This window comes from Gordonia sp. PvP123 (assembly GCF_040547295.1).
GTDB classification, from domain to species: domain Bacteria; phylum Actinomycetota; class Actinomycetes; order Mycobacteriales; family Mycobacteriaceae; genus Gordonia; species Gordonia terrae.
On record NZ_JBEPPN010000015.1, the window covers coordinates 1 to 24,517 of the forward strand.

Below are 24,517 nucleotides of genomic sequence, written 5' to 3' on the forward strand. Positions count from 1 at the left end.
CGAGTTCCTTCGCACCTACAATCACGAACGCGGCCACACCGCACTGCGAGGCAACTCACCCGTCAGTCGCGTACCCAACCTGGCGGGTCAGTACAGCTAGGCGACGACCGGCTCCATCGCAGCCATCGTTCCGCGCTGCTCCGCAAGGCGCCGGACTTCTACGGCTCCGTGTTCGACGACGTCGACGACGAACTGCCGTACTTCTGGCCCGATCCGCCGGTCGCCGATACCCACGAGCTGGACGAGCCGACCCGCACGGTGTGGATCGTCCGCGCCACGTCCGAGGACCAGTACACCGAGTTCCGGCGGCGACGCATCGTCGGGTTCGGCACCGAGTCCGGCATCGATGCCGACGCGTCGTCGGGCGCCGACGCGAGCCTGCGGACGCTGCTGAAAGAGTGCAGCCCGGGGCGTCGGCCGGGGAAGGACCTGCGCGTGCTCGCGTCCTTCGTCGCCGACGTGAAGGTGGGGGACCAGGTCGCCGTGGTCGACCCGGCCGACCCGGACGTGCTGGCGCGGGGCGAGGTGGTCAGCGACTACGAGTTCTCGACGCGCGCCGCGACGCTCACCCCGCACCGCCGTCGCGTCCGATGGACCGGCACGCTCGAGCGGACGTCGGTCACCCCGCCGGCACTGCTACAGAACCCGCGCACACTGTTTCCCGTAGCAGTGATGCAGTGAGTGATCCCGGGCTGAGCGCTGTCGTCCGATCGACCGAATCTCGGGCGGATGATCGTGACGCCCGGCAGTGCACGAGCCGGCCGAAATGCGCGGAGTCGACATCGCAGACATCCGAAATGGGCGTCGCGGGAGCGAGAATGGCTGCTCAGACGGGATATGTTCCCGTCACGCGAGATTTGGCATCGTGAAAATGACTCCAACCGTGGCTATACCGCGCTCGTGCCGAAGGTGAACGGCAAGGGTGCCCGACCGTGTATTCGCGGACGCATTTCCGCCCGATGCGTATGGTGAAACGTATTCGGATCGATATCTGCACGTGTGAATTCCGTTGTCGAGACGACGGCGCGGTCGTAGTGATGTGAAGGGACTGTGATGTCCGCAGCGGATGGTGCTCTCCGCCGACGCCTGGTCGCCACGACGGTCTCGATCGTTGCTCTCGTTGTCGCTCTGGCCATTCCGTCACTGGCGTCTGCGGAACCGGGAAGCGGGTCGACGCGGGCGCAGGCGTTGGCCCGGGCAGTGGCCGACGGCCGGGTGCTCGACCTGTCGGTGCATTCGCCCTCGATGAAACGAGATGTCCCGGTGCGCGTGCTCGTGCCCGCGGATCGATCGAAGCCCCGTCCGACGCTGTATCTGCTGAACGGTGCGGGTGGCGGGGAGGGTACCGGCCACTGGTTCGAGCAAACCGACATCGTCGATTTCGTCGCCGACAAGAATGTGAATGTGGTCGTGCCGATGCGCGGTGCCTACAGCTATTACACCGACTGGGTGAAAGTCGATCCGGTGCTCGGGCGAAACAAATGGACAACCTTTCTGACCAGCGAATTACCGCCGCTTATCGACGAAAAGCTGAAGACCACCGGGGTGAATGCGATCGCGGGGATCTCGATGGCGGGAACATCGTCGTTGAGTCTGGCCGAGTCCGCACCTCAGCTCTACCGGGCTGTCGCGTCCTACAGCGGATGCGCGGAGACGAGCACGAACCTGGGTCGGCTGGCCATCCGAGCCGTCGTCGAGGGCCGCGGCGGTGGCGACATCGCCAACATCTGGGGGCCGGTCGGCTCTCCGGGATGGCGTGCCCACGACCCGGTCGTCAATGCCTACAAGCTGCGCGGCAAGGCGATCTACATCAGCACCGGCACGGGTGTCCCCGGACCGCACGACCAGTTGCAGAGCCAGGGAATCGACGGCAAGACCACGATCTACATCGATCAGATCGCGGTCGGCGGCGCGATCGAGGCCGCCACCCATCAGTGCACGCTCAATCTCGACCGCCGGCTCACCCAGCTCGGCATCCCCGCGACCGTCGACTACACGCCCGGTACGCACGCCTGGCCGTACTGGCAGGATCAGCTCGTGAAGTCGTGGCCGATGCTCGAACGCGCGCTCACCGACTGAGCGGCCCGAGATCTGTCACGATGTGACCGTGACTGCGACCCCCGGTGCGCCGAGCCCCATCCCGAGCCTGCCCAACCTGCGCGATCTCGGCGGCTGGCGCACCGCCGACGGCCGGACGGTCCGATCCGGCGTCCTGTTCCGTTCGACGGACTTCTCCGCCCTCGACACCGCCGACGTGCCTGCGCTGGAAGCTCTGGGTCTCTCGACCGTCTACGATCTCCGGTCGGCGCACGAGAGCGCAGCCATTCCGGACCCGGTTCTGCCCGGTGCGTCGAACATCGCTCTCGACGTGCTCGCCGACGCACAGATGTCGATTCCGGCGAACATCGGCGCGGTGCTCGCCGACCCTGTCGTCGTCGCGGAGGCCGGCGAGATGCTGTCCGGCGGCAAGGCGCGCGAGATGATCTCCGGGACCTACCGCGAGATGATCACCCTTCCCAGCGCGACGGCCGCGTACACCGAGTTCTTCCGCGGACTTCTCGACGAGGCGACGACGCCGGCCCTCGTGCACTGCACCACCGGCAAGGATCGAACCGGTTGGGCGGCAGCATCTCTGCTGATCCTGCTCGGGGTTCCGAGGGACGATGTCTACCGCGACTACCTCCTCACCAACGAGCGGCTGATCCCGTCGCTCGAGCACATCTTCGACGGGTTCGCCGCAGCGGGGGGCGATCCCGAACTGCTCGTCGGCGTGCTGGGCGTGGACGCCGGTTACCTCGACGCGGCGTTCGACGAGGTGGACAAGCGGTACGGCGGGATCGAGGGCTACTTCGGCGAGGCGCTCGGCCTGGATGTCCGGGACCAGCAGACCCTCCGCGACCGCTACCTCGACGGGTGAGGCACGCGGGTTCGATGAGCTCGGCAGTGTGCGAGTGCCGGTGCCGATTCCTCCGGTGAGGGGATACCGCCGACTCGTGCCGATCGATAGCGTCGGGCGAACCCTCTCTACCGAACTACGGAGATCCATGCGCGCAGGAGTTATGGCACGGTCGTTGTTGATCTCCGTTCTGATCGTCGGAAGCGCGATCGGCGCGACGACAGACTCCCCGGACGCACGGGCGGAGCCGGGCGGGTCGGTCGACTCCGGAAGTCTCGAGGGTGCAGATCCCCGCGACCTCGACTACGGCAGCCTCGACGGTGTGGATCTCCGGGATCTCGACTTCGTCGGGAGCATCGGTGGAGGCGTGCAGCCGCCGCGAGTTCAGCAGTGTGACGAGGAGACGCGATCCGGAGGCCAGGGCGTCACGGAGACGCGGTACATGTTGGGCCGGCCGGGGCCCACCCGCTTCACCCTGCGGTACGAAACGCTCGATCAGCCCGATGAGATCCGAGTGTTTTACCAGGGCAGACTGATTCACAACACCGGGTACGTCGGTGACAATCGCAACCAGGGCACGGGTAGCGCCCGGGTCGTAGTGCCGCGGGGCACCGAATCCTCCGTCGTCGTGCGGGTGACCGGTCCGGAAGAGGGCACCCAGTGGGAGTACACGGTGTACTGTCCCGGGTCGAGCTGAGCGCCTGACGTTCGTCGGTAGTGTCTTGGGATGAGCGAACTGAGCTTGTCCCAGAAGGCCGCCCTCGGCAGCGGCGCCGATTTCTGGACCACGAAAGCGGTGGGTTCGATTCCCGCGCTCACTCTCACCGACGGCCCGCACGGGGTCCGCAAACAGACCGGCGCGACCGATCACCTCGGCCTCGCCGGCAGCGAACCCGCCACCTGCTTTCCGCCCGCAGTCGGCCTCGGCCAGAGTTGGGATGTCGGGCTGATCCGTCGTGTCGGCGAAGCGCTCGGACGGGAGGCCCGCGGTCTCGGCGTCGACGTTCTGCTCGGTCCGGGAGTGAACATCAAACGAGATCCGCGGTGCGGCAGGAACTTCGAGTACTTTTCTGAGGACCCGTTCGTCACCGGCCGGCTCGGCGCGGCGTGGATCGAGGGTGTTCAGAGCATCGGGGTCGGGACATCACCCAAACACTTCGCGCTGAACAATGCCGAGGACGACCGGATGCGGTCGAGTTCGGACGTCGATCCCCGGCCGATGCGCGAGATCTACCTCCGCGCCTTCGCGCACATCATCCGCTCGGCCGATCCCTGGACCGTGATGTGTTCCTACAACCGCATCAACGGCATCCCGGCATCGGAGAACCACTGGCTCCTCACCGACCTGCTGCGCGGCGAGTGGGGCTTCGACGGTGTGGTGGTCTCCGACTGGGGTGCCGTCGCCGACCGCGTCCGTGCGGTCGCGGCCGGACTCGATCTCGAGATGCCCGGGTCCGGCGGGCGGACCGACGCGCAGATCGTCGACGCCGTCGAGGACGGGACTCTCGACGAGGCGGCCGTGGACCGATCGGCGCGGGCGGTCCGGAGGCTCGCCGAGCGGGCCGGTGCCGGTCGCGCGGGCCGAGTCGTCGTCGATCCCGATCTGCACCACCGCCTCGCCCGGGAGGCGGCGGGGCGGTCCATCGTCCTACTGAAGAACGAGGGCGCCGTTCTCCCACTGGTTTCCGGGCAATCCGTCGTGGTCATCGGCGAGTTCGCGCGCGAACCCCGGTATCAGGGCGGGGGCAGCTCACACGTGAACCCGACGCGCCTTGATGTGCCGGTGGACGAGATCCGGGCGGCCGGTCACACGGTGACGTACGCCCCTGGCTTCTCCACCGACGATGCGCCGGCGGATGCGGCCGAGGCGGTCGCCGCCGCGGCCGAGGCCGATGTCGCCGTCCTGTTCCTGGGACTGGCGGCGTCGCAGGAGTCGGAGGGCTTCGACCGCGACGACATCGAACTGCCGTCGGATCAGATCGAACTGCTGACCCGAATCCTCGCGGTGCAACCCCGCACCGTGGTCGTGCTCGCCCACGGTGGAGTCCTCCGCCTCGAAGCGATCGCCGCGGCCCCCGCGGTCCTCGACGGTGCGCTCCTCGGCCAGGCCGGGGGCGGGGCCATCGCCGACGTGCTCGTCGGCGCGGTCAACCCGTCGGGGCGGCTCACCGAGACCGTGCCGGTCAGGTTGCAGGACGCGCCGGCTTACCTCAACTTCCCGAACGAGAACTCCCACATCCGGTACGGCGAGGGGATTCACGTCGGCTACCGCTGGTACGACGCGCGGGACCTCGAGGTGACGTACCCGTTCGGGCACGGGTTGTCCTACACGACGTTCGAGCACTCGGATCTCTCCGTCGCAACGGAGGATTCGGTCGTCGACGGAGTGATCGTCGAGGTGACGGTCACGAACACCGGACCCCGCGCCGGGCGCGAGGTGGTCCAGATCTACACGTCGAAGCCGGACTCACGCGTCGGTCGTCCGCCGCGTGAGCTGGCGGGTTTCGCGGTCACCCGCGACCTCGAGCCCGGTGAGTCCGAGACCGTGTCGGTCACGATCGACCGAAACGACCTCGCGTACTGGGACACCCGGGTCGATCGCTGGATCGTCGAGGCGGGTGAGTACGCGATCCAGGTCGGCGCGTCGAGCCGCGACATCCGGCTGATCACGACCGTCGAGATCAGCGGAGACGACGTGGTCCTCCCGATCGACGAGAACTCGACCCTGGGCGAGGTCCTGGCGAATCCGGCTGCGGCGCAGGCGCTCGCGGAGTTGGCCGAGAACAACCCGCTGATGAGTGCCGGGAACGACGCGCTGGGTGTCGACATGGCGCGGATGCTCGCGTCGATCCCGCTCGGTCGCCTCGCCGGCTTCGGGATGAGAGACGAGGACATCACCGGGATCATCGCGGCTGCGCGCACGGACTGACCGGCCTGCGGGCTACCGGAACACGATGCAGGTGGTGGTTCCATGTGCCACGAGCTTGCCGTCGGCGGCGAACACCTTGCCCTCGGCGGTCGCGGTGGTGCGGCCGGCGTGGATGACGGTGCCCACGCCGGTCAGCTCCCCGGCATCGACGGCGACCGAGCGGATGTAGTTCACCTTCAGCTCCAGGGTCGTGTAGCCGACGCCGGCGGGCAGCGTGGTGTGCACGGCACACCCCATCACCGAGTCCAGCAGCGTGGCGCAGATGCCGCCGTGGACGGTGCCGAGGGGGTTGGCGAAGTCGGGCTGCGGGGTCACGGCGAAGGTGACCGCGCCCTCGTCGATCTGCTTGGGGACCATGCCCAGGAGGCGGCCGATGCTCGGACGGTCGGAGCCCGCGCCGTCGGCCTGCCAGGCGCGCAGTAGCTCGAGTCCGGACATGGCGGTGGGGTCGGTCGGGGCGTCGGTGGTCGTCATGACTATGCATGGTTGCATACTCGACAGTGATTATGAAGGTGTGCATATCCGGGTGGGTTCATCGCGGGGGCGATGACCTCGGCGGATGCTCTGTATGCTGGCGCAGGACATCAGATATATGAGGGTCGGCATAGGAGTTGTTGCTGCATGGCGTCACATCCCGCCGAGTCCGTGGTCACCGGCGCGGACGACCGGGGCCCGCGTGAACGCATGGTCGTGCACGCGGCCGACCTGATCGGTCGCGACGGCGTGGCCGCCACGTCGATCGGCGACGTCATCTCCGCGAGTTCCGCACCTCGCGGGTCCATCTACCACCATTTCCCGGGCGGCAAGACCCAGCTGATGACCGAGGCGGTCCGGTACGCCGGCGAGTTCATCGCCGAACGCATCGGGCGCCCGACCGCGATGACCCCGGCCGACACGGTGCGCGAGATCGGCGGAGTGTGGCGGCGTCTGCTGGTCAACACCGATTTCCAGTTCGGGTGTCCGGTCCTCGCCGGCGGACTCGCCCGCCGCAGCGAACCCGCGGTGGCGGACGCCTCCGCCGAGATCCTGCAGCGCTGGGCCGACCTGGTCACCGCGCGGCTGGTGGTCGACGGCGTCGACAGCGACCGTGCCGACTCGCTGGCCAACCTCATCATCGCGGCGGTCGAAGGAGCGGTCGGACTGTGCCAGACACGGCGCAGCGTCGAACCCCTCGATCGCGTCATCGCCGAACTGGCGAGCCTGTGTGACGCCGCGGTCGATCGGCGCCGATAGGTCTGAGACGTTGGACACGCGTGTGCTCCGTTAGTAGGTTCACCATGTCGTCACCGTGGGGGTGACGCCTGGCCTGTGCCCGTTCATCGTCGGCGCCGGCCCGGATGGCTGGGTGATCTCGGGAGGATGACGCCATGACGCCGGTCTTCCGGCATGCGCTGGGTTCGGACTTCGACCGTCTGCATCCCAACGTCGCATGGCGCTACGGCATCGACTCGACATCCGGTGTCGCCCAGATCTGTAGCGGGATCTACGAGTCGGTGTACATCTCCTCCGCGTTGCCGCCGCCCGCGCTCTGGCATTACGCCAAACGCAACGCGCTGCCCTCGAAGACGAGCCGGATGGTGCCGTTCACCCAGGGGTACTACTGCTACTCCGACGAGCTCGGGCGCGAGTCGCTCGCGGTGTTGCGGAACTTCCAGTACACGACCGGCCCCCGCAAGCTGAACTCACTGCTCGTCGCCGGGCGAACGGGCCTGGTCGACTATTTCGGCGACGGCCCGGAGTTCCTGTATCCCATCGAGCCGTCGGTGACGCGGTCCGGCGAGTTGCTGCTGGAGAGCGGGCCGATGCGCTGGCTCGGGCGCGGACCCAAGGTCGGGATGAAAGGGCTGTTCACCGCTCAGATGAAGTACATCGAGGGGTGGGACGAGAAACGGGATCGCTTCCGGTGCGACGCGACCGTTCGCAACCCGGTCATCGGCGAGATCATGCACTTTCGTGGCTGGTTCACCGCGGTCGACCAGGCTTGCTCTCTACGCGACATCCCCGACGAGGCGTGGCCGGTCAACCTGGTCGACCGCGAGAGCTGATCGCTGTCATCCCGGGCGACTCCGCCGCGGGTCGACACGTCGTCGACGGTTCGTTGCATCGGCGGCACGGGCGCGCGGTAGGTTCTGCGCATGGCTGTCTCAGCGAACATCGAATTCGACGTCGCCGCCCCGGTCTCGGTGGTGATGGAAGTGCTCATGGACATCGAGTCCCTGCCGGAGTGGTCGGGCCCGCACAAGGAAGCCGAGATCCTGACCAGTCACGACGACGGCACGCCCGAGAAGGTGCGGATGGTCGTCACCGCGGCGGGCATCTCCGACGAACAGACGTGCACCTACGAGTGGACTCCCAACTCGTGCGAGTGGCACCTCATCGAATCGAATCAGCTGAGCGAACAGCACGGCAAATACACGGTCACCGAGACCGACAAGGGGGCCCGGGTCCGGTTCGATCTCGCCGTCGAGCTGAAGATCAAGCTGCCCGGACTCATCGTGAAACGCGCCCAGAAGATGGCCGTGGACACCGCCCGTAAGGGGCTCACCGCCGAAGTGGAGAAGCGCGCGGCGGCCTGAGGGCGATCGTGACCCGGACGTGACGGGTCGATCGACTCCTCCCCTGCGCCGGCCCCTGTACGCTGAGGGCGTTCCCTACCGGGCGCCCGATCAATGGAGGCCAAAGCAGTTGAGAATCAAGAAGTTTGCCGTTCGCGGCCTGGTCCTGGCGGCGGGGATCGCCGGATGTGTCGGTTTCGCCGGGCTGTCGGGCGAAGGGGTTTCCTCGGCGTCGACGCATTGCTCGGTGTCGAACGGTCACCAGGTCGAGCGGGTCGAGGGACGGAGCGGATGCGGCGCGAAGGCCGGCCTCGGCAGTAGCGCTACCGCCGATGAACGCAGCGGCGGCGGCACCGCGATCTCGGTGTCGGACAACGGCGGAAACGCTGCGGCGTACAACCTGCAACCGGGTTCGACGGCCCTCGCCGGTGCCAACAGCCGGGGCAACGCCTACTCGGTCACGACCGGGCCGAGCGCGCTGTCCGTCGCGCAGGCGCGCCGGGGCGGCACCACCGTCGCGGTCGGTGGCTGGGGTGGCGAGGCCTACGCCGGCCCCGAAGGTGCCCGGTGCAGCGGTGGTTTCGCAGCCGCGTTCGACACCAGCACCGGCAAGGCCTGCCTGCACTCCGGTTCGATCGACCTGCGGAACTGACCTCAGACCGGCCGATACCGAGCTGCACCACCGCTGGTTGAGCCGACACCGAGCGCAGCGAGGAGTCGAGCCGACACCGAGCGCAGCGAGTCGAAGCCACCGAGCGCACGACATCTGAGAGACAGAACACGCCCGGCGCGACGGTCGTTAACCGGAGCGTCGGGCGTCGTTCGTCCCTTCGTCCTATCGTTGTGGAGTGACCGACCTCCACAGTCCCGACACCCAGATCGGCCCCGACTTCAGCGTGCTGAACGGCCGCGAAGCGCTCCAGCAGCTCGTCGACCTCCACGACACCACCCACTTCACGGTCAACGACGACGATGACGACGACCCGGTTCTGCTCACCCTGCCCGAGCGCAACGTCGTCGACACCTGGCGCGAGGACTATCCGTACGAGGAGCGGATGAGTCGCCGCGAGTACGAGGTCACCAAGCGGCGCCTGCAGATCGAGCTCCTGAAACTGCAGAAGTGGTCCAAACAGACCGGGCAGCGGCACCTGCTGGTCTTCGAAGGTCGCGACGCCGCGGGCAAGGGCGGCACCATCAAACGCTTCAACGAACATCTCAACCCGCGCGGTGCCCGCACCATCGCACTGGAGAAGCCCAGTGAACGCGAGGCCACCGAGTGGTACTTCCAGCGCTATGTCCAGCACCTGCCCGCCGGCGGTGAGATGGTGTTCTTCGATCGCTCCTGGTACAACCGTGCCGGCGTCGAGCGGGTGATGGGATTCTGCAGCCCGCAGCAGTACACACAGTTCGTCGCACAGGTCCCGGCGTTCGAGAAGATGCTCGTCGACGACGGGATCAATCTGGTCAAGTTCTGGTTCTCGGTCACCCCGCTCGAGCAGCGGACCCGGTTCGCCATCCGTCAGATCGATCCCGTGCGGCAGTGGAAGCTGTCACCGATGGACCTGGCGTCGCTCGACAAGTGGGATGCCTACACCGAGGCCAAGGAGGCGATGTTCGCCGCCACCGACACCGACCACGCACCGTGGACGGTGGTGAAGTCCAACGACAAGAAGCGGGCGCGGATCAACGCCATGCGTCACGTGCTGAGTCTGTTCGACTACGACGGCAAGAACGAGTCGTTCGTGGGTACGCCCGACCCGCTGATCGTCGGGCGCGCCGCAGACGTGATCGGGGAGTAGCGGCCCCGAGCAGTTCAGCGCCGCCCGGAGATCAACCGCCCAAGGATCCCGATGGCGAACATGGCGACGCCCACCCCACCGACGATGAGGGCGACACGGGTGACGTCGTCGTACGCGCCGTCGATGATGAGCTCGGCCACCTGCCGGCCCGAGCTCTCCGCACCGGCGACCTCCTGTTTGGCGCGGTCGGCGAAGAACAGGCCCATGGCCCAGGTCGAGACACCGGCCGCGACCACGCCGAGTCCGAGCCACGCGAACACGGTTCCGCGGCGTCGTGCGATCAGCAGAGCCAGCACCGCCGAGATGACGGCGACCGCGGCTGATCCCCAGGCGAGCAGGGTGATCTGGCCACCGACCTCGGCGTATCGGCCCGCCTCGAGACCCGAGGCGCCGTTGGTCAGTTCCACGACGACCGGGCCCTGGATCGCGTTGCCGCCGGACAGGTTCAGGGCACGGTTGATCATGGCGGTGATGTCGAGCTGCATCACCGAGGTGTCCGAGCCCGGCGCGGGCTCCTCGAAAAGGAACGCGTGTTGCTGCCCGACGACGTCGGCGAAGTCCTGCTGGAACTGTTCGCTCGCGGTGTAGCGGCCCGCGAGTGGCCGTACGAGCGCGCCCGCGATGGGCAGATCGGTCCGGGCGGTCGCCTGTGCGGCGATCTCGTCCGCCAGGTAATCCTTGACCTTCTGGTTCTCTGCCATCGGCCTGACCGTCGAGACGAATCCCGCCTGGTCGACGATGCGCTGATCCAGCCAGAAGGACGGAACGGCGAGGATGGTCGCCGCAATCGCGACAAGTGTCAGCAGGGCACTGAGGAAGCTACGCACAGCCACGAGGCTACCGAGACAATGCGCGTGGATCATCGACCGGCGCGGTGGGGCTGATGCCACACGACCTTTGACAAGTCCACAGTGTGAAACGGGCCCGCCAGGCAGGGTCAGTGCCCCGCGAACGCCTCGGCGAGCCACCACGAGCCGCCGTCGTCGGTGATCTTGGCGTCGATGACCAGTGGCCCCGACGGTTCGGGGGAGGGCAGCGACCCGACCCAGTTCCGGACCTCGTCGAGGTCGTCGAGTCCGGTGACCGTGACGCCCGTGGCGCCGTGGCCGCGGGCGATCGCGGCGATGTCGACCTCCGGGAAGGTCACCGTCGTCATGTCGGCGTTCCCGAAGTGGTGTACCTCGGCGCCGTAGGCGGAGTCGTTGTAGACGATGACCACCAGCGGCAGTGCGAGTCGGACGGCAGTCTCCAATTCGGCGATGGCCATGAGGAATCCGCCGTCACCGGTGCCGAGGACCGGCAGCCGGCCAGGTTGGGCGAAGGCTGCGCCGATGGCGGTCCCGAGGCCGAGTCCGATCGACTGGAAGGCCTGGGTGAAGCAGAACCCGTATTCGTCGGGCACGGACAGATGGGTCGACGGATACCCCATGAAGTTCCCGGAGTCGATCGACACGATGCGCTCCGCCGGGAGGATCTCGTCGAGCGCGATCGTCAGCGCCCGCGGGTCGACCCGACCGGGAGTCACCTCGCCGGTGACGGGGACATCCTGCCACCGCGACGATTCGGCGATCCGGGCGGCGACGTCGGCGGATCGATAACCGACAGGTGCGGGGTTGTCCGGCGGCAGGGCCGCGAGCACGTCGGCGGCGGTCGCGGCACAGTCGCCGACCACACCGAGATCGACCGAGCGATGTGCGCCGATGGCGTCGATGTCGACGTCGACCTGAGCCACCGTGGTGTCGGCACCGATGAGTCGGCCGTGTCGCATCGTCCACATGTTCAGGGCGCACCCCCATCCGACGATGAGATCGGCACCGGCGATCAGTTCGGCCGAGGTGGGCGAGGAGAAGCCGCCGGAGATGCCTAGACAGAACGGGTTTCCCGCGAACAGGCCGTTCGCCACCGCCGACGTCGCGACCAGCGCACCGGATACTTCGGCCAGCGCCGCGATCTCCGGTCCGGCGGCGCGCGCACCCCGTCCCGCGACGAAGACCGGACGCCGCGCGGCGCGGATGGCGTCGGCCAGACGCGCCACCGACCGGGCCTCCGGCCGGACCCGCGGCGCCTCGACGGAGAGCTTCGTGGGACCGTCGAAATCCGCTGCGGCCGAGGCGATGTCGATCGCGACGTGGAGCACCACGGTTCGGCGCTGTGTCACTGCGGTCCGGAAGGCACGGGTCACGTCCGCCACCACGGTGCCCGGTCCGTAGACGCGGTCGTTCACGGCGCCGACGCTCGCGGCGAGGGCCTCCTGGTCGATACGGAAGTTCGACCGCAGCGCCGACGCAGGCGAGTCGGCGGTCAGCACGATCATCGGTGTCCGGCTCTTGGCCGCCTCGGCGATGCCGGTCATCGCGTTGGTCAGTCCGCAGCCCTGGTGGACCGACAGCACGCCCACGCGTCCCGACATCCGCGCGTAGGCGTCGGCCATGCTCGCCGCCCCGCCCTCGTGACGGGCGGCGGTGAACGGCACTCCACCCTCGCGAAGGGCGTTGGTGAGGACGAAGTTCCCGCTGCCGACCACACCGAACGCGTGGCCGACACCGAGATCCGCGAGTACCCGGCCCGCCACGTCGGCGACCGTCGGGCCGTAGCGGCCGGGTGCCTCCATCAGCCCTCGACGATCGCCAGCACGCGCGACGGACTGCCGGTGCCTCCGACGATCGGCAGGGGGCTCACCACGATCACCGCACCGGTGGGCGGAAGCGAACCCAGGTTGCGCAGGGAGGTGAGCCCGTACTTGTCGTTGCCCAGGAAGTGGTAGTGCACGGGGAACGCGGGATCGAAGCCACCGGCGAGACCGGCGTCGACGCCGACGGTTTCGACGCCCAGGCCGGTGATCTCGCGTTCGGTGGCCAGCCATTGCGCGCACTCCACCGAGACCCCGGGAGTGTGCGACCCGGTCTCGTCGGCGTTGAGGAACTCGGCTTCGGAGCCACCGCGCGATTCCCAGCCGGTCCGGAGCAGCAGCCAGGTACCGGCGGTGAGCCGCCCGTGGTCGCCTTCCCAGGCCTCGACCTCGGCGACGCTCAACAGGTGATCCGGGTCGTCGGCTACTTCCCGGGTCAGGTCGAGGACCGCCGCGGGACCGATGAGGCGCTGCACCGGGATCTGTGACACGTCGTCGCCGTCGCGTCCGCTGATCCAGTGGATCGGCGCATCGAGGTGGGTGCCGATGTGCTCGCCGGTGTGGATGTTGTTGTGCCGCCAGTACGGTCCCGGCTCGTTGTAGGCGCTGACCTCTTCGAGACTGAAGTCGATCAGATTCGCGAACGGGGCGGGGAGCCGCAGCGCCGGCGTCGACGCGCTCAACGGGGTGGTCAGGTCGACGACGCGGAGTGATCCGTCGGCGAGGCCGGCGACGACACCGGCCAGAGTGGTTGCGGTCATGGCGAAGTCCTCGGCTACTTGCGTGCGCCGCGCCAGTTCATGCCCCAGCCGTACGCCTCGTCGACCTTGTCCTGCGCCCCACGGATGTAGCGCACCTCGCGGTTGAGGACCAGTTCGCCGCCGCGGTTCTCGAACAGTGCGATCGCACAGGAGAGTGCCGACTGATCCGCCTCGTCGAGCCGGACCTCGATCTCCGGGCCGTTGGCCGGGAACAGGGTGACGACGCCGTTGGCGCCGGCCCAGTTGGGGGTGCCCTCGTAGATGTAGGCGAAGATCAGGATTCGCCGGATCCGGTTGGTCGCGGCGAGGTCGATGTACATGTTCTCGCCGCCGGAGCCCGATCGATCGTCGCCGTCGAGATAGATGATCGGCTGTCCGTCACGAGGAGCACGGAACGAGTTGCCCAGGGCCTGGACGATGCCCTTGCTGCCGTCGGTGAATTCCCAGAGGCAGGCCAGGTCCAGGTCGATGCCCTGCGCCTTGCGAAAGAGTCCGCCGCCCTTCGAATTCGAGGTCCAGCTCAGGTTGACGCGCACCTGGCCGGTGGTCGCACCCTGCTTGCTCAGCGAGATGCTCGGCGCGGACTTGGTGAGGGTGATCTTCGACAGCGAGACCGGCTGGGCGGGCGGCTGCTGGCCGTAACCCGCCGGGGCGGGGGGCTGCTGGCCGTAACCGGCGGGCGCGGAGGGGGGCTGGGCAGGCGGCTGCGGCGGCTGCGCCTTCGGACGCTTGGTGTAATCGATCCCCATCTCGGTTCCTCATCTCGTCGTCGGTGACATCGTCTGGTCCAGTCATCGCACGGCGAAAGACACTCGCCGCAGGTGTTGGGGCCCAGCGTAGTGGACCACCGTCACCGGGCGGCGCCCGTTGCCGGCGCCTGAGCCCGGGCGGACGGACCGAACACCGACGCGACGTCGAGCGTTCCCTGCGGGTTTCGGCGGCAGCTGGCCACCGCGACATGGCACGGACGTGGGACGTTCGGCGGGATCGGGTAACCGTCGTCGATCTGATAGCGGGTGTTGGTGACCTTCGACGCGACCGCCGCCGGGTCCGCGGGATGATCCGGAGCGGCATCCGGGCGAATGACGACCATCGCCTCGGTGACACCGGCCGGCCAGTCGAAGCGCACGGTGTCGCCCTCGACACGGACCGCGGTGATCGGTGGCGGATCGTCGGGCCGAGGTGTGGCCGGGTGCACCGGCGCCGCGCTCGCCGAATCGGCGGACGGGGCGGACGTGGAGTCGGTGCGGGCCGGCTCGGACCGGTGCCCGGCGTGGAGTGCGGTGACCTCGTAGACCGGTGCGACCGGGTCGGGTGCGCTGCCGTCGGACAGTTCGGTCGCCGTGGTGCGGCCGAGCGTCCGGGTCGACCCGTCGAATCCGATGCGCACCACGCGGTAGGTCACCGACTCCGTCGCGGAGGGATCCCACGAGACGGTGATCGCGCCACCCTCGGCGACGGACCGGACGTTTCGCGGCGGGTCCACGGTGACATCGGCGGCCGACCTGTTGAGCGCTCCGTGATCCACGATCTGACGCCGCATCTCGGCCGCGGCGGACAGGCTCGCCGGGTCTCCCGTCGACGCCGCCCGCGCGGTCTCGTCGGCCCGGGCGACGACGTCGCGCGACTGCTCGAGCCGCTCGTCGAGACGACCGCCCGCGTCGGGGAGCAGGTCGATGTCCCGGGCCCGCCGGAGTATGTCCTCCAGCAGTTCGACTGCCGCGAGATGCCGCTTCTCGTCGGCGAGGTCTCGCGCCCGGCGCGCATCCGTCACCGCCTGGCCGATGACCCGCTCGACCTCGTCGGCGACCGCGGCGATCTGCCGGAGCGCCTCGCCGTCGTCGCCGGCCGAGGCGCGCGCGTCCGCGACCGACGCACGCGCGCGGACCGGCAGACCGTCCCGCAGGGCGGCGCGGGCGGCGCGGAGATCGTTCTCCCACAGTCTCTTCGGCGGGACCTCGACAGGCTCGGCCGGCAGAGGTGGGCCGGCCGGCAGAGGTGGGCCGGCCGGCGGAGGTGGGCCGGCCGGCGGAGGGGGGCTGGCCGGCGGAGGTGGGCCGGCCGGCGGAGGGGGGCTGGCCGGCAGAGGGGGGTCACCCGGCGAAGTCGCGCCGAATTCGAGGGCGAGTTCGGTGATCACGGTGCGCGCGTCCCGCGAGCCCAGCCCGCGGGCTCGGGCCTCGTCGAGCAGGTACTCGTGGTCCTGCGCGCCGAGTTCGTCCTCGACCAGGACCGCAGCCCGGACCCGCGGCCGTAGGTGGTCGGTCACCGTGTCGATGACCGACTGCCGATACTCCTGCGCCAGTGCGGGATCGGCGAGCAGGACGTCGTGCACGTGGACGAGCAGTTCGTCGAGGACGCCGCGGAATCGGCCGGGGGCGAGCTCGCGGGCGCGTTCGCCCAGCGCGACCGCCCGCGACTCGATGACACCGCGGTCGGCGGCGGCGTCGGTGTCGAGGTGCAACAGGGTCAGCAGGGTCGGGGTGGGGTCGCCGTCGCGGAGTCGGTCGAATTCGGCGAGCAGGTCGCCGATCTGGGCACGTCGCTGCGCGGTCAAGGTCACCCGCGGCGGCGTCGGGGCGGCGGGCGCGGGCGGTGCATCGTCGACGATGCGGTGACGCCGCATCCGGGTGGCGATCTCCGCCGGATCGAGCCCGCCCATCGCGCCGATCTCGTCGAGTCCGGCGCGCTTGGATCTCGGGATCCCGCCGTACCGCTCGTTGAGTCGCGCGATCGCGTTGTCGAGGAGTTCGAACCGCTGCTGATCGCGGAATTCGCGTCGGGAGCTCACCGCCCGTGCCTCGGCGATCCGACCGGTCTTGTGCCGCAACGGCGCCGACCGTTCGTCGTGTTCGGCCACGAGTCGCGCCACCAGGATGCGGTACTTCGGGTGGTCGCGTTGCTTCTGCCAGAACGCCCACACCTCGTCGAGTCGAACGGCGACGGCGTCGTCGTCGAGGCGCTCGGCCTCGCCGATCGGGATGTCGTACAGTTCGAACGAATCGGATTCGCCGGGCCCCCCGCGTTTCTCGACCGCGGCGAGCACGCGCTTGCGATAGTCGTTGCCGACGAACGGCTCCATCAGATCCCCTGCCTCACCCCGAGATCGGTCACTGCTCGCGGCGCCGGGACCGGTGGACCTGTTCGAGTTCGCGCTCGACCTCCGACTTCGAGAGCGAGGCACCGGTCTTGGCCGACAGTGTCAGTGGGATCCGGGCATCGACGTGGAACGCGGTGACATGCAGGACGCCGTCGAAGGCCATCTCGAAGGTCACCGAGACCTCGCTGCCCTCGTCGTAGCCGGGTGGGATGTCGGTGATCGCCCCCTCGATGAGGACCTTGGCGTCTTCGGGACGGGGAGAGGCGGCCTGTCCCTGCTGTTCCAACACGACCAGTTCGATGCGGGACTGGTCGCGTCGCATGGTCCCGAACGACCGGCGCACCTGGACCGGCAGCGTCTGATTGCGGTGCACCAGCCAGCTGGCCTCCAGCTCACCGCTGTGACCGTTGACCGCCAGCACCCCGAACCCGCGGGAGACCACCGTGTCGACGCTGATCTCGAGCATCCGCCGGACGCTGCTGACCGGCAACGCGAACGCGTGCGCGACCCGTGTGCACGATTCGTCGAGATCGGCCTGCGCGACCCCGTCGAGTCCGCGGCCCTCGCGGAGCCGGCCGCGGGCGGCGAGGTCGGCGCGGACGAGCCGCTCGATCTCGAGCTTCTCCCCGTAGATCGCGGCGCCGCGGGCGACGGCGAGATCGGGATCGTCGAGTTCGGGGGTCTTCCCCAGCGTGGCGGCGAGCTCTCGGGCGACCATCGGCATCCGCGACGATCCGCCGACCAGCAGGACCCGGTCGACGGTGGACACCCCTCGGCGTTCGGCGGCGGCCAGGCACGACCTCGTCAGTTCGACGGTGCGGGCCAGCAGGGGGCGGGTCAGTTCCTCGAGTTCGGCACGGGTGAGCGGGATGACCGACCGGGCGCCGTCGTGAGCGACGATCACCGACGTCGAATCGGATTCGGTCAGTTCGTGTTTCGCGCGCTCGGCAGCGAGGATCAGCGCCTGTGAACCGGCCGAGTCGTCGAGCGGGTCCTCGGCATCGGGATTCTCGGCGCAGAAGGTGCGCGAGAGATGGAGCGCCAGCCGCTCGTCCCAGTCGGCACCGCCGAGTTGATGATCACCGTCGACGGCCAACACGGTGATCCGACGGTCGGCGAGTTCGATGACCGTCGCGTCGAAGGTGCCGCCGCCGAGGTCGTAGACCAGCACCGTCTCGTCGGGCGTACTCGTGGCCACGGGATCGGTGAGCCGGCTGAACCCGTAGGACAGTGCCGCGGCGATCGGTTCGGACAGGACCCCCGCGACGTCCAGGCCCGCGTACGTGCCCGCCTGGATCGTCGCGCGCCGCTCCTCGTCGCCGAAGTACGCGGGCACGGTGATCACGGCGCGGTCGACCTGCTCACCGGCGAAGGCGGCATCGGAGATCAGCGATCGGAGGATGAGCGCCGAGATCGCCGGCGCCGACCAGGTCTGGCCGTGTGCGACGAAACGCCACTGCGCGTCGCCCATCCGTCGTTTCACCAGACTGCAGACGTTCTCGGGGTCGAGCCGGGCCTGCCTGCGCGCCCCTTCGCCGACGACGTGGTCGGTGGGCGAGGTGAGCAGGACCGTCGACGGGGTGGTCGGTGCACCGGTCAGTCCGACGATCACCTCCGGGCGACCGTCGGCATCGATCTTCGCCATCGCCGAGTTGGTGGTTCCCAGGTCGATTCCGATTACGCCCACGATCGGGGATGCTAGCAGCGCAGACGGTCTCGCCGGTGTCGGTCGAGGAGCGGGCGGGTGTTGATTACGCTGGCGGAATGACGTCTCCGGAGGGCGCAGCACCCGACCGAACCGCTGGGCTCGAGCAGTTGCGGGAGCAGGTGTCCGACCTCGCACTTGTGGTGGCACGGCAGACCCGGACGATCGAACGGCTCGTCGACGCGGCCAAGCGGCCGGGTGGGTCCGCGACGGCCGACGTTCCGCTGCTGGTCGACCTGTTCGCGCTCCACACCGATGCGGCGACGTGTGTGGTCTCCGCATCGGAGGCCGACCGGCCCGCATTCGAGTTGTTGCGCGCCGGACTGGAACGGCTCATCGTCGGCCGTGGCGGTGCCGTCGTCGCCCCGCCGCCCGGTGCCGACTTCGATGCCCGCACCATGGAAGCGGTCGATGTCCGAGCGGCGACCGACACCTCGGCGGACCGCACGGTCGCCGAGCTCCTGCGTCCGGGGCTCGTCGTCGGGGAGCGGTCGGTCCGTCCCGCAGCTGTGGTGGTCTTCCGGAGCGGTCAGTCCTCGGGAGACAGTGTCCGCCAGAGGAATTCGTAGGCGAGCGCCGACTTGAACGCGGACTGCTTGTTGTCCGCGGCGCCGCCGTGGCCACCCTCGATGTTCTCGTAGTACTGCACGTCGTGTCCTGTTTCCTCCAGGCGTGCAACGAGTTTGCGTGCATGGCCGGGGTGGACCCGGTCGTCGCGCGTCGAGGTGGTCACCAGGATGGGCGGATAGGTCGCCTCGGCGTCGACGTTCTGGTACGGCGAGAACGGCTTCATGAACTCCCATTGCGCGGGATCGTCGGGGTCGCCGTACTCGGCCATCCACGACGCTCCGGCCAGCAGGAGGTGGTAGCGCTTCATGTCGATGAGCGGCACCTGGCACACCAGGGCGCCGAACAACTCGGGGTACCGGGTCAGCATCACACCCATGAGCAACCCGCCGTTGGAACCGCCCTGCGCGCCCAGCTGTGCGGGTGTCGTCAGACCGGTGTCGACGAGGGCGCGCGCCACCGCGGCGAAATCCTCGTAGACCTTGTGCCGCCCAGCTTTCTGGGCCTGGGTGTGCCACGACGGTCCGTACTCGCCGCCGCCGCGGATGTTGGCGATGACGTAGATCCCGCCGCGTTCGACCCAGCTCTGTCCGGCGATGGCGAGGTAGCTCGGAGTGAGGGCGTTCTCGAACCCGCCGTAGCCGTACAGGAGGGTCGGGCCGTGGGACACGTCGCGGCGCCGCACGACGAAGTACGGGACCTGGGTGCCGTCGTCGGAGGTCGCGAAGTGCTGCTCCGCGGTCACCGAGTCGGCGTCGAAGAATGCGGGACTGCGCTTGATCACCTCGGGTGCGTGGCCGCTGTCGCCGTGCAGAAGGCTCGGCGGATCGGTGAACGACGTCGCCGACCAGAACACCTCGTCGCTCTCGTCGGGGTCGGTGTCGAGCACCGAGACGGTGGCGAGGTCGGGTAGTCCCGGCATGTCGACGACCCGCCACGTCCCGAGCTCGCGGACCTCGACCCCGGTGTGCACGTCGTGAAGCTTCACGATGATGAGATGCGAACGCGTGTAGGCGTAGTCGACGAGACTCGTGTGCGCGTCGGGCGCGAACAGGACGGTCGCGTCCCGGTTGCCCGACCGGTAGGACTCGTAATCGAAGGCCAGCAGCGTGCCCGGGGCATGGGTCGTGCCGTCGACCTCCCACTCCGATCGCGACAGCACCAGCAGCCAGTTCATCCGCACCCCGGCGTGGGCGTCGGTGGGGACGTCGAGCAACTCGGTGGTCCCGTCGCGTAGTTCGTAGTCGAGCGAGTTGAAGAAGTCCGTGGCGCGTCCGACGAAATGACGCTCGAATCCCGGTGTGCTGTCGTACGACGCGCGCACCGACACGTCACCGGTCTCGCCGGTGAAGACCGTCACGGCGTCCGAGAGCGGGGTGCCGCGCGTCCATCGCTTGACGACGCGGGGATAGCCGGAGTCGGTCAGCGAGCCCTGCCCGTCCGGTTGCTCGCCGAAATCCGTTCCGACGTAGACGGTGTCACGGTCGATCCAACCGACATCGGACTTGTTCTCGGGCAGGACGAATCCGTCGGTCACCCAGGTGCGGGACGGGATGTCGAACTCGCGGACGACGGTGGCGTCGGCGCCACCCCGCGAGAGGGAGATCAGCGCGCGCTCGTACTCGGGACGCAGCGCGGTCGCACCGGCCCATACCCAGTTCTCGTCCTCGTCGCGGGCGAGTTGATCGACGTCGATGAGGACATCCCAGTCGGGGGCATCGGTGACATAGGAGTCGTACGTGGTCCGGCGCCAGAGTCCGCGCGGGTTGGTCGCGTCGCGCCAGAAGTTGTAGAGATACTCCCCACGCCGCCGTGCGTAGGGGATGCGGTCGTCGGTGTCGAGGGCCGCCAGCGTCGCGGCCTCCAGCTCGCGGAACGGTTCCGAGGCGGTCAGCGCCGCGACCGTGGGCTCGTTGTGCGCGCGCACCCACGACAGAGCCTCGTCGCCGGTGACCTCCTCCAGCCACAGGTACGGATCGTCGTCGGGTGTGGTGTCGGTGGACGCGGTGCCGTGGTCGCCGTGCTCGGTCATGGCGTCCAAACTACGCGGGCGGGCCGGACCGGTTGATCCCCGCGCTGCGCCGACCCCGGCAAAACGGCTCCTCGGGCCGTTGTCTCCGGGGTATCGTGGCGCAGCGACGTCGAGGAGACCCCCATGGCCACTGCCCATTCCGTTCCCGTCCGCTGTCCCGGCCATGAGCCGCCCCGGGCGTCGAGATGGGGTCGTCTGTCGATGGCCACCTGCTCCGCGGTCGCGGTGATCGCTCTCGTCGCCGCCTGCGACAGCGGGTCGTCGGGAACCGGTGCGCCACCGTCGGGCTCGTCGCCGGCCAATCCGAACTCCGTCGCCGCCGAGCCGCTGCCGGCCGATGCCGTCGACAAGGCGGTCGGACAGCTCGACGACCTCGTCAACTCGATGATCGAGTCGACGAAGATCCCCGGGGTGGCCGTGGCCGTGGTGTCGGGTGGGGAGACGAAGTACGCCAAGGGGTTCGGCGTGAAGGACATCACCACCGGTGACGCGGTCGACGCGAACACCGTCTTCCAGCTCGCGTCGGTGTCGAAGTCGGTCGGATCGACGGTGGTCGCGGCCGCCGTCACCGACAAGACGGTCACCTGGGAGATGCCGATCGTGGAATCGCTGCCCTGGTTCGCGCTCGCCGAACCGTATGTCACCCGCACGGTCACGGTCGGCGACATGTACTCTCACCGGTCCGGCCTCCCGGACCATGCGGGCGACAAACTCGAGGACATGGGTTACTCGCGCGACGAGATCCTGCAGCGCATGCGCTTCATGCCGCTCGATCCGTTCCGGATCAGCTACGCCTACACCAACTTCGGGGTGACGGCCGGTGGCGAGGCGGTGGCGGTGAAGGCCGGGACGGACTGGGCGACGCTGTCTCAGGACCTCATCTACGGCCCGCTGGGCATGACCAGCACCAGCTCGCGATACGTCGACTTCGAGCGCCGGGCGGACCGCGCGGTCGGGCACATCAAGGAAGACGACAAGTGGGTCAAGACCCCGATCCCGCGTGAACCCGACGCCCAGTCACCCGCGGGCGGCGTGAGTTCGACCGTGAACGACATGGCGATCTGGCTGAAGATGGTGCTGGCCCAGGGCAAGCACAACGGCCAGGAGGTCGTGGCACCCGACGCCCTGCTCCCGGCGGTCTCACCGCAGGTCGTGTCCAATCCGCCGCAGACGCCCGACTCCCGCGCCGGTTCGTACGGCTACGGCTTCAACGTCGGGGTCACCGAGGACGCGCGGACGCAGTTCAACCACGCCGGGGCCTTCGCCTCGGGCGCCGGAACGGTGTTCTCGATCCTGCCGTCCGGCGACACCGCCATCGTGGTCCTCTCCAACGCCGCGCCCCTCGGTGCGGTCGACGCGATCGCCGCCGAGTTCATGGACCTCGTGCAGTTCGGTGAGATCCGCAACGACTGGCGCGACCTGTACGCCAAGGCGTATGCGCCGCTGAGCGTGCCGGAGGGTGAACTCGTCGGCAAGGAACCGCCGTCGAATCCCGCTCCGCCGCAGCCACTGCCGTCGTATGTGGGCACGTACGCGAATCCGGTGTACGGACCGGCGGAGGTCGTCGAGCGGGATGGGAAGCTCGTCCTGGAGATGGGCCCGGGCGGGGTGCGCAAGCACGAGCTCGCCCACTGGGACGGCAACACCTTCACCTTCAGGCTTCTCAACGAGAACGCCGAGCCGGGTTCGATCTCGCAGGTCACCTTTGACGGACCGCGGATGACGATCGAGTACTACGACGACGAGGAGAGCAACGGCGAATTCATCCGCCGGTGATGTTCAGCGCCCGGTCTTGCCGTCGATGCGTTCGCGGATGATGTCCAGGTGCCCCGCGTGACGAGCGGTCTCCTCGATCAGGTGGGTCAGCGCCCACCTCATGGAGGGTGACGAGCGTCGTCCGCTCGCTCGCGGCGCAGGTGCGGCGAGATCGGTGTAGGACTCGATGACCGCGCCGACTTCGGATACCGCACGTCGGTAGGCATCCTGAACCGATGCCACGGTGTCGGTGTCCGGGCAGGTGAACGTCGCCTGCCAGTCGTCGGCGTCCTCGCCGAGGAAGAAGAACCGTTCCACAAACGTCAGGTGCCGGACCAGGCCGAGGAGGCTGGTGCCCGACGGAACGGCGGGCGCACGAGCGTCGTCTTCGGCGACGCCGTCGAGTTTGGCCACCGCCGACGCCCGCAGATAGTCGAGGAAACCGACGAGCACCTCCTTCTCCGAAGCGCCGGTCGCCGGTGGCGGGGTGTCCTTGCGGCGGCGAGGAGGCATGGGCACCACCCTAACGGCCGGCAGTCACCGGGTCGGGGACTTCGCCGGCCCGGATCGGGCATCGGGTGTGCGAGTAGATCGTCGGCATGCAGAGGTTGCAGTGGATGCACTTCGATGTCGTCGTGGGGTCGGCGGCCAGGCGCAGCGGAAGGTCGGGTTCACGCAACAGAGCGCGGCCCATGGCCACGAAATCGAAACCCTCGGCGAGAGCGAGGTCCATCGAGGCCCGGTCGGTGACGCCGCCCAGGAGGATCAGCGGCAGATCGACGGCCTTGCGGAGCTCACGCGCAAGGGGCAGCAGGTAGGCGTCGTGATAGCGGTAGTGCTTCAGGAAGATCGGCGCGAACGCCTTGAGGCCGTACTTCATCGCGCCGGAGAAGGCGTCGGCGAACTCCTTGCGCGGCGCCTCGCCGTGGAACAGGTACATCGGGTTGAGAAGTGAACTCCCCGCGGTGGGTTCGATGGCGTCCAGGTGACCGTCGGACTCCAGCAACTGCGCCACCCGGCACGCCTCGTCGACGTTGAAACCGCTCAACCTGGACCGGCCGCGCGCCCGCGCCGCGGGAGAGCGCTCGAGGTCGACCCGGCCGACGCCGTCGAAGGTGTTCAGTTTGACCCAGATCGCCGCCTCGTCGCCGACCTCGTCGCGCACGGTCTCGACCACCTCGCGTGCGATACGTGCGCGGTTGACGAGGCTCCCGCCGTAGGCGTCGCGACGACGGTTCAGCAGGGGAGACAGGAAGCTGGAGATGAGATAGTTGTGGCCGCAATGGATCTCGAGCCCGTCGAAGCCGGAGTCCACCGCGAGCCGGGCGGCCCGACGGAACGTGGTCCGCAGGTCGGCGATGTCGTCGACGCTGATCGCGCGGGTCACCGACATCCCCATCGGCGCGGGTATCCGTGACGGCCCGAGGGAGGGGGCCCGGTTCGACGCCGAGTTCGCGACCGCGCCCGCGTGTCCCAGTTGGGCAGCGGCGAGCGCACCCTCGGCGTGGATGGCGTCGGTGAGTCGCTGCAGACCGGGAACCGCCTCCGGGCGCATCCAGATCTGGTGGCGGTCGGTGCGGCCCTCGGGTGAGATCGCACAGTAGGCGACGGTGCTCATGGCGACACCACCGGCCGCGACCTCGCGATGGAACTCGATGAGCTCGTCGGTCACCAATGCGTCGGGCGTCATCCCCTCGAAGGTGGCGCATTTGATCAGCCGGTTCCGCAGCTGCAACGGGCCCAGCCGGGCGGGGCTGAACGGTCCGGTGGTGGCGCTGTCCACGACAGG

22 protein-coding genes are annotated in these 24,517 nt (G+C 68.7%); 12 read left to right on the plus strand and 10 right to left on the minus strand.

Features of this window, described 5'->3' with window-relative positions:
- The first annotated feature begins 168 nt into the window (after positions 1–168).
- The 5 genes from ABIC25_RS22865 to ABIC25_RS22885 all read left to right on the plus strand — a co-directional run bounded on the left by ABIC25_RS22865 (position 169) and on the right by ABIC25_RS22885 (position 5,825).
- Positions 169–681: a DUF8426 domain-containing protein gene (locus ABIC25_RS22865; protein WP_354563299.1), complete on the plus strand. Its 513-nt coding sequence runs from the start codon at positions 169–171 to the stop codon at positions 679–681.
- A gap of 372 nt (positions 682–1,053) precedes the next feature.
- Complete coding sequence (locus ABIC25_RS22870) at positions 1,054–2,079, plus strand: alpha/beta hydrolase (protein WP_064569194.1); 1,026 nt, start codon at positions 1,054–1,056, stop codon at positions 2,077–2,079.
- Between the two features lie 28 nt (positions 2,080–2,107).
- Positions 2,108–2,917 carry a tyrosine-protein phosphatase gene (locus tag ABIC25_RS22875; RefSeq protein WP_354563300.1) on the plus strand — a complete coding sequence of 270 codons (810 nt, stop codon included), beginning with the start codon at positions 2,108–2,110 and terminating at the stop codon, positions 2,915–2,917.
- A 127-nt stretch (positions 2,918–3,044) separates the two neighbouring features.
- Positions 3,045–3,593, plus strand: coding sequence for a hypothetical protein (locus ABIC25_RS22880; RefSeq protein ID WP_239403416.1), 549 nt, complete (start codon positions 3,045–3,047; stop codon positions 3,591–3,593).
- A gap of 30 nt (positions 3,594–3,623) precedes the next feature.
- Positions 3,624–5,825 (plus strand): glycoside hydrolase family 3 C-terminal domain-containing protein, encoded by a 2,202-nt coding sequence (locus ABIC25_RS22885; protein WP_354563302.1) that lies wholly within the window; start codon positions 3,624–3,626, stop codon positions 5,823–5,825.
- A 12-nt stretch (positions 5,826–5,837) separates the two neighbouring features.
- On the opposite strand, the gene ABIC25_RS22890 is transcribed toward ABIC25_RS22885, so the two are convergent.
- The gene (locus ABIC25_RS22890; protein WP_172622042.1) at positions 5,838–6,317 is read right to left on the minus strand and encodes a PaaI family thioesterase; all 480 of its coding nucleotides are present in this window, start codon (positions 6,315–6,317) and stop codon (positions 5,838–5,840) included.
- 129 nt (positions 6,318–6,446) lie between these two features.
- Here ABIC25_RS22890 and ABIC25_RS22895 point away from each other — a divergent pair, with 129 nt between their 5' ends.
- From ABIC25_RS22895 to ppk2, 5 genes are all read left to right on the plus strand, one after another.
- Positions 6,447–7,058, plus strand: coding sequence for a TetR/AcrR family transcriptional regulator (locus ABIC25_RS22895; RefSeq protein WP_354563304.1), 612 nt, complete (start codon positions 6,447–6,449; stop codon positions 7,056–7,058).
- A 134-nt stretch (positions 7,059–7,192) separates the two neighbouring features.
- Entirely contained in the window at positions 7,193–7,870 is a 678-nt protein-coding gene (locus ABIC25_RS22900; RefSeq protein ID WP_004018991.1) for a DUF4166 domain-containing protein, read from the plus strand.
- A 90-nt stretch (positions 7,871–7,960) separates the two neighbouring features.
- Complete coding sequence (locus ABIC25_RS22905) at positions 7,961–8,401, plus strand: SRPBCC family protein (RefSeq protein WP_004018990.1); 441 nt, start codon at positions 7,961–7,963, stop codon at positions 8,399–8,401.
- 109 nt (positions 8,402–8,510) lie between these two features.
- Positions 8,511–9,032 (plus strand): DUF6764 family protein, encoded by a 522-nt coding sequence (locus tag ABIC25_RS22910; protein WP_064569192.1) that lies wholly within the window; start codon positions 8,511–8,513, stop codon positions 9,030–9,032.
- A 196-nt stretch (positions 9,033–9,228) separates the two neighbouring features.
- Positions 9,229–10,179, plus strand: coding sequence for a polyphosphate kinase 2 (gene ppk2, locus ABIC25_RS22915; protein ID WP_064569191.1), 951 nt, complete (start codon positions 9,229–9,231; stop codon positions 10,177–10,179).
- A 14-nt stretch (positions 10,180–10,193) separates the two neighbouring features.
- On the opposite strand, the gene ABIC25_RS22920 is transcribed toward ppk2, so the two are convergent.
- From ABIC25_RS22920 to ABIC25_RS22945, 6 genes are all read right to left on the minus strand, one after another.
- A complete protein-coding gene (locus ABIC25_RS22920; RefSeq protein ID WP_354563306.1) occupies positions 10,194–11,006 on the minus strand; it encodes a hypothetical protein in 813 nt (270 codons plus the stop codon).
- Positions 11,007–11,116: 110 nt separating this feature from the next.
- The gene (locus ABIC25_RS22925) at positions 11,117–12,790 is read right to left on the minus strand and encodes a thiamine pyrophosphate-binding protein (protein ID WP_354563308.1); all 1,674 of its coding nucleotides are present in this window, start codon (positions 12,788–12,790) and stop codon (positions 11,117–11,119) included.
- Entirely contained in the window at positions 12,790–13,569 is a 780-nt protein-coding gene (locus ABIC25_RS22930) for a cyclase family protein (RefSeq protein ID WP_354563309.1), read from the minus strand. Before ABIC25_RS22930 ends, ABIC25_RS22925 begins: the two co-directional genes overlap by 1 nt.
- A gap of 14 nt (positions 13,570–13,583) precedes the next feature.
- A complete protein-coding gene (locus ABIC25_RS22935; RefSeq protein ID WP_081908916.1) occupies positions 13,584–14,318 on the minus strand; it encodes a TerD family protein in 735 nt (244 codons plus the stop codon).
- 101 nt (positions 14,319–14,419) lie between these two features.
- Positions 14,420–16,651: a fibronectin type III domain-containing protein gene (locus ABIC25_RS22940; protein ID WP_354563311.1), complete on the minus strand. Its 2,232-nt coding sequence runs from the start codon at positions 16,649–16,651 to the stop codon at positions 14,420–14,422.
- Between the two features lie 28 nt (positions 16,652–16,679).
- Positions 16,680–18,356 carry an Hsp70 family protein gene (locus ABIC25_RS22945; protein ID WP_354563313.1) on the minus strand — a complete coding sequence of 559 codons (1,677 nt, stop codon included), beginning with the start codon at positions 18,354–18,356 and terminating at the stop codon, positions 16,680–16,682.
- Positions 18,357–18,433: 77 nt separating this feature from the next.
- Here ABIC25_RS22945 and grpE point away from each other — a divergent pair, with 77 nt between their 5' ends.
- Positions 18,434–18,943 carry a nucleotide exchange factor GrpE gene (grpE, locus tag ABIC25_RS22950; RefSeq protein WP_239403408.1) on the plus strand — a complete coding sequence of 170 codons (510 nt, stop codon included), beginning with the start codon at positions 18,434–18,436 and terminating at the stop codon, positions 18,941–18,943.
- On the opposite strand, the gene ABIC25_RS22955 is transcribed toward grpE, so the two are convergent.
- Entirely contained in the window at positions 18,904–20,973 is a 2,070-nt protein-coding gene (locus tag ABIC25_RS22955; RefSeq protein WP_354563315.1) for a prolyl oligopeptidase family serine peptidase, read from the minus strand. The two genes, grpE and ABIC25_RS22955, sit on opposite strands and share 40 nt — an antisense overlap.
- A gap of 201 nt (positions 20,974–21,174) precedes the next feature.
- Between ABIC25_RS22955 and ABIC25_RS22960 the strand changes: the two genes are divergently transcribed.
- On the plus strand, positions 21,175–22,749 hold the full coding sequence (locus ABIC25_RS22960; protein WP_354563374.1) for a serine hydrolase: 1,575 nt from the start codon (positions 21,175–21,177) through the stop codon (positions 22,747–22,749).
- Positions 22,750–22,752: 3 nt separating this feature from the next.
- On the opposite strand, the gene ABIC25_RS22965 is transcribed toward ABIC25_RS22960, so the two are convergent.
- Both ABIC25_RS22965 and ABIC25_RS22970 read right to left on the minus strand, forming a co-directional pair.
- Positions 22,753–23,241, minus strand: coding sequence for a DinB family protein (locus ABIC25_RS22965; protein WP_354563316.1), 489 nt, complete (start codon positions 23,239–23,241; stop codon positions 22,753–22,755).
- Between the two features lie 10 nt (positions 23,242–23,251).
- Positions 23,252–24,511, minus strand: a complete 1,260-nt coding sequence (locus ABIC25_RS22970; protein ID WP_004022732.1) for an oxidoreductase — start codon at positions 24,509–24,511, stop codon at positions 23,252–23,254.
- Positions 24,512–24,517: the final 6 nt, after the last annotated feature.